Origin of the sequence: Okeania sp. KiyG1 (assembly GCF_014132355.1) — a bacterium.
Lineage (GTDB): Bacteria > Cyanobacteriota > Cyanobacteriia > Cyanobacteriales > Microcoleaceae > Okeania.
In genome coordinates this window covers 21,874-28,423 of the sequence record NZ_BLZO01000095.1, presented here as the reverse complement: position 1 = coordinate 28,423, position 6,550 = coordinate 21,874, and the positions used below count along the sequence as shown (strand labels likewise).

General features: G+C 35.5%; 1 protein-coding gene. It reads right to left on the bottom strand.

Annotation, left to right across the window (positions count from 1 at the left end):
* Nucleotides 1–4,279: 4,279 nt before the first annotated feature.
* The gene (locus tag SAGCYANO_RS23550; RefSeq protein WP_202222308.1) at nucleotides 4,280–6,208 is read right to left on the bottom strand and encodes an ABC-F family ATP-binding cassette domain-containing protein; all 1,929 of its coding nucleotides are present in this window, start codon (nucleotides 6,206–6,208) and stop codon (nucleotides 4,280–4,282) included.
* Between the last annotated feature and the right edge of the window lie 342 nt (nucleotides 6,209–6,550).

Genomic DNA, 6,550 nt, shown 5'->3' with positions numbered 1-6,550 from the left:
TTATATCCAGAAATAATAGATAATTTAATCAGGTGGGGTATTACTTCCATTTCTGTTAATGTTGATGCTGTGGATAAAACTTATAATTCAATCGCTCGTGCAGAACAACGTTTGATTTTAGAAGCAGCTCAATTTAAGAATTTAGGTGATAAGTTTTAGGTGGTAGGTTTTAGGTGGTGGGTATATATTTTTTCAGCGCAGCAAGAAAGTCAATAAAATTTGGTATATCGGAATTTTCCGACTCACCAACCACATTTATATCCCTGGTAAACTAGAACATTAAACCGATAAAAAAAAAGAGAATTTTCAGAAAAAGGGAGATGAGGAGAGTCGGGAAAATATCAGAATCAGGTGCTAGGTGCTGGGTATATATTTTTTCCGCGCAGCAAGAAGTAGTCAGGATAATTTTGTCTATCAGAATTTTCCGACTCATCAACCATATTTATATTCCTGGTGAACTAGAACATTAAACCGATAAAGAAAAAGAGAATTTTTAGAAAAGGGGAGATAGAGAGAGTCGGGAAAATATTAGGAGAAGGTCCTAGATGGTAGGTATATATTTTTTCCGCGCAGCAAGAAAGTCAGGAGAATTTAGTTTATGGAAATTTTCCGACTCATCAACCATATTTATATTCCTGGTGAACTAGAACATTAAACCGATAAAGAAAAAGAGAATTTTCAGAAAAGGGGAGATAGGGAGAGTCGGGAAAATATTAGGAGAAGGTCCTAGATGGTAGGTATATATTTTTTCCGCGCAGCAAGAAAGTCAGGAGAATTTAGTTTATGGAAATTTTCCGACTCATCAACCATATTTATATTCCTGGTGAACTAGAACATTAAACCGATAAAGAAAAAGAGAATTTTTAGAAAAGGGGAGATAGAGAGAGTCGGGAAAATATCAAAATCAGGTGGTAGGTGGTGAGTATATATTTTTTCCGCGCAGCAAGAAGTAGTTAGGAGAATTTGGTCTTCAGGAATTTTCCGACTCACCAACCACATTTATATCCCTGGTGAACTAGAACATTAAACCGATAAAGAAAAAGAGAATTTTCAGAAAAGGGGGAGATAGGGAGAGTCGGGAAAATATCAGAATCAGGTCCTAGGTGGTGGGTATATATTTTTTCCGCGCAGCAAGAAAGTCAATAGAATTTTGTCTATCAGAATTTTCCGACTCACCAACCACATTTATATCCCTGGTAAACTAGAACATTAAACCGATAAAAAAAAAGAGAATTTTCAGAAAAAGGGAGATGAGGAGAGTCGGGAAAATATCAGAATCAGGTCCTAGGTGCTGGGTATATATTTTTTCCGCAATTTTCCGACTCATCAACCATATTTATATTCCTGGTAAACTAGAACATTAAACCGATAAAGAAAAAGAGAATTTTCAGAAAAAGGGAGATGAGGAGAGTCGGGAAAATATCAGAATCAGGTCCTAGGTGCTGGGTATATATTTTTTCCGCGCAGCAAGAAAGTCAGGAGAATTTTGTCTATCAGAAATTTTCCGACTCATCAACCACATTTATATTCCTGGTGAACTAGAACATTAAACCGATAAAGAAAAAGAGAATTTTTAGAAAAGGGGAGATAGGGAGAGTCGGGAAAATATCAGAATCAGGTCCTAGGTGCTGGGTATATATTTTTCCGCGCAGCAAGAAAGTCAGGAGAATTTTGTCTATCAGAATTTTCCGACTCATCAACCACATTTATATTCCTGGTGAACTAGAACATTAAACCGATAAAGAAAAAGAGAATTTTTAGAAAAGGGGAGATAGGGAGAGTCGGGAAAATATCAGAATCAGGTCCTAGGTGCTGGGTATATATTTTTCCGCGCAGCAAGAAGTAGTCAGGAGAATTTTGTCTATCAGAATTTTCCGACTCACCAACCACATTTATATTCCTGGTGAACTAGAACATTAAACCGATAAAGAAAAAGAGAATTTTTAGAAAAGGGGAGATAGGGAGAGTCGGGAAAATATCAGAATCAGGTCCTAGGTGCTGGGTATATATTTTTCCGCGCAGCAAGAAAGTCAGGAGAATTTTGTCTATCAGAATTTTCCGACTCATCAACCACATTTATATTCCTGGTGAACTAGAACATTAAACCGATAAAGAAAAAGAGAATTTTTAGAAAAGGGGAGATAGGGAGAGTCGGGAAAATATCAGAATCAGGTCCTAGGTGCTGGGTATATATTTTTTCCGCGCAGCAAGAAGTAGTCAGGAGAATTTTGTCTATCAGAATTTTCCGACTCACCAACCACATTTATATTCCTGGTGAACTAGAACATTAAACCGATAAAGAAAAAGAGAATTTTTAGAAAAGGGGAGATAGGGAGAGTCGGGAAAATATCAGAATCAGGTCCTAGGTGCTGGGTATATATTTTTCCGCGCAGCAAGAAGTAGTCAGGAGAATTTTGTCTATCAGAATTTTCCGACTCACCAACCACATTTATATTCCTGGTGAACTAGAACATTAAACCGATAAAGAAAAAGAGAATTTTTAGAAAAGGGGAGATAGGGAGAGTCGGGAAAATATCAGAATCAGGTCCTAGGTGCTGGGTATATATTTTTTCCGCGCAGCAAGAAAGTCAGGAGAATTTTGTCTATCAGAATTTTCCGACTCATCAACCACATTTATATTCCTGGTGAACTAGAACATTAAACCGATAAAGAAAAAGAGAATTTTTAGAAAAGGGGAGATAGGGAGAGTCGGGAAAATATCAGAATCAGGTCCTAGGTGCTGGGTATATATTTTTCCGCGCAGCAAGAAGTAGTCAGGAGAATTTTGTCTATCAGAATTTTCCGACTCACCAACCACATTTATATTCCTGGTGAACTAGAACATTAAACCGATAAAGAAAAAGAGAATTTTCAGAAAAGGGGGAGATAGGGAGAGTCGGGAAAATATCAGAATCAGGTCCTAGGTGCTGGGTATATATTTTTCCGCGCAGCAAGAAGTAGTCAGGAGAATTTTGTCTATCAGAATTTTCCGACTCACCAACCACATTTATATTCCTGGTGAACTAGAACATTAAACCGATAAAGAAAAAGAGAATTTTTAGAAAAGGGGAGATAGGGAGAGTCGGGAAAATATCAGAATCAGGTCCTAGGTGCTGGGTATATATTTTTCCGCGCAGCAAGAAAGTCAGGAGAATTTTGTCTATCAGAATTTTCCGACTCATCAACCACATTTATATTCCTGGTGAACTAGAACATTAAACCGATAAAGAAAAAGAGAATTTTTAGAAAAGGGGAGATAGGGAGAGTCGGGAAAATATCAGAATCAGGTCCTAGGTGCTGGGTATATATTTTTTCCGCGCAGCAAGAAGTAGTCAGGAGAATTTTGTCTATCAGAATTTTCCGACTCACCAACCACATTTATATTCCTGGTGAACTAGAACATTAAACCGATAAAGAAAAAGAGAATTTTCAGAAAAGGGGGAGATAGGGAGAGTCGGGAAAATATCAGAATCAGGTCCTAGGTGCTGGGTATATATTTTTTCCGCGCAGCAAGAAAGTCAGGAGAATTTAGTTTATGGAAATTTTCCGACTCAACAACCACATTTATATCCCTGGTGAACTAGAACATTAAACCGATAAAGAAAAAGAGAATTTTCAGAAAAGACAAGATGAGGAGAGTCGGGAAAATATTAGGAGAAGGTCCTAGATGGTAGGTATATATTTTTTCAGCGCTGAAGAAGTAGTTAGGAGAATTTGGTCTTCAGGAATTTTCCGACTCATCAACCATATTTATATCCCTGGTGAACTAGAACATTAAACCGATAAAGAAAAAGAGAATTTTCAGAAAAGGGGAGATAGGGAGAGTCGGGAAAATATCAGAATCAGGTCCTAGGTGCTGGGTATATATTTTTTCAGCAAACTGATAAAGAAAAAGATTATTTTGAGGTAAGAGAGAGATAAGGAGAGTCGCGATAATATCAGAACAAGGTGATAGGTGGTGAGTATATATTTTTTCCGCGCTGAAGAAGTAGTCAGGAGAATTTGGTCTTAAGAAATTTTTCGACTCATCAACCACATTTATATCCCCGGTGAAGTAGAACATTAAACTAATAAAGAAAAAGATAATTTTCAGATAAGGCAAGATTAGGAGAGTCGCGATAATATCAGAAGAAGGTGCTAGGTTGTAGGTATATATTTTTTCCGCGCTTTTGACTATATTTTTATGAACTATTAGCATTAATTATTATTATTTTTACTACTCCCCCACTCCTCTACTCCCCCACTCCCCTACTCCTCCACTCCCCTATTCCCTATTCATTTAAGAATTTATTTCTGCCAACTCTAACCACCTTTCTGTGGCAGTATCTATTTCTTTTTCTAAACTTTCTACTTTTTCATGGAGTTTTTGAACTTCACTTACTTCTCCTGGAGGTGCATTATAAAGTTCATTTTCATACTTGGCCTTTTCCGCTTCTAACTGAGCAATTTTTTTCTCCAAATTCTCATATTCTCGCTTTTCTTTTGACGATAATTTTCTTTGTTTATTCTTATCCCAAGAAACCCTTTCTGATTTTTTTTGTCTAACTGAAGTTTCCTTAGACTTTTCTGCAACTGCCACAGCTTTTTTTGTTGCTGCTTCTACTTCTTTATAATCTATATAAAGAGAATAATTTCCCGGATATTGTCGTAAATTTCCTACTCCTTCAAAAGCAAAAATTCTATCTACAGTCCGGTCAAGAAAATAACGGTCGTGAGAAACAACAATTACACAACCATTAAACTCTTCTAGATACTCTTCTAAAACTGCCAAAGTTTGTACATCTAAATCATTAGTAGGTTCATCCAAAATCAAAACATTCGGCGCACTCATCAATACTCTCAACAGAAATAATCGTCTTTTTTCCCCTCCAGAAAGTTTATATACAGGAGCATATTGTTGATTACCAGGAAACAGAAATTTTTCCAACATTTGAGACGCACTAATTTGAGTGCCATCAGCAGTTTCTACATACTCTGCCACATCTTTTATATAATCAATTACCCGTTGACTTTCATTCATAGCATCCAACAAATTTTCTGAATGTTGGTCAAAATATCCTATATGTATTGTTCCACCAATTTCTACTTTGCCAGAATCAGGTTTAACTCTACCTGTAATAATATCCATTAGGGTAGATTTTCCCACTCCATTGCCACCAATAATTCCGACTCTATCTTCGGGAATAAATTCATAAGTAAAATCTTTGATTAGAGTTCTACTCTCGTAAGACTTAGAAACATTTTCTAACTCAATAACTTTTTTACCAATTCGACGACCAGGAGTAGAAATATCCACCTTTCCTAAAGCTTGTTTAAACTCCGTTACTTGCATTTCTTCTATGCGTTGAATCCTGGCTTTTTGTTTAGTGCTACGAGCTTTTGGTCCTCGCTTCAACCATTCTAATTCCCGGCGTAATATTCCTTGATGTTTACGTTGAGAACTAACAACTGATTCTTCAGCTAAAGCTTTCTTTTCTAAATAGTAGGAATAATTTCCAGTATAAGTAAAAAGGTCGCCCCGGTCTATTTCAATAATTTTATTAGTAACTTTGTCGAGAAAATAACGGTCGTGAGTAATTAATAAAATGCCTCCAGAAAAACTATTTAAGTAACTTTGTAACCATTCTACAGACATAGCATCTAGATGGTTTGTTGGCTCATCCATTAACAACACATCAGGGTCAGAAAGTAAAGCTGCTGCTAAAGCAATACGTTTACGATAACCCCCAGATAAGTTACCAACTTTAGCATCAAAATCTTGAATTCCTAATTTACTGAGGATAATTTTTGCCTTAGTTTCTAATTCCCAAGCATTGGTATTATCCATGGCGTGAGTTACTTCAGAAAAACGCGCCATTAGTCGATTATCTTCAGGGTTATGAGCTAATTTTTCCGATAATTCTTCATATTCTCGTACCAGTAACATTTGTTCTCCACTATCAGAAAAAACTTGTTCTAATACAGTGTTATTTTCATCTAAATCTGGTTGTTGTGGCAAATAGATAATTCTGGCATTTTGATTAATCAAAATTTGACCACCGTCTATAGGTTCTAAACCAGCAATCATTTTTAATAGGGTTGATTTTCCCGAACCATTTGTACCAATTAAACCAACTTTATCATTGGCATCTAAACTGAAGTTAGCATCTCTTAAAACTTCTTTGATGCCAAAGTCTTTTTTTACTGATTGAAGTGTAAATATACTCATTTATTTAAGTCAAAAGTCAAAAACTAACATTTTTTAAGTCAAAAGTCAAAAGTCAAAAGTCAAAAATTAACATAGCTACACTCTTTTAAGTTAAAAGTTAAAAGTCAAAAGTCAGAAATTAACATTTTAAGTTAAAAGTCAAAAGTCAAAAATTAATATGGCTACACTCTTTTTAAGTTAAAAGTTAAAAGTCAAAAGTCAAAAATTAACATTTTAAGTTAAAAGTCAAAAGTCAAAAGTCAGAAATTAACATTTTAAGTTAAAAGTTAAAAGTCAAAAGTCAAAAATTAATATGGCTACACTCTTTTTAAGTTAAAAGTTAAAAGTCAAAAATTAACATAG

Excerpts from the sequence above, each read along its gene's own strand:
- SAGCYANO_RS23550 (WP_202222308.1), bottom strand. The coding sequence starts at position 6,208 with ATGAGTATATTTACACTTCAATCAGTAAAAAAAGACTTTGGCATCAAA.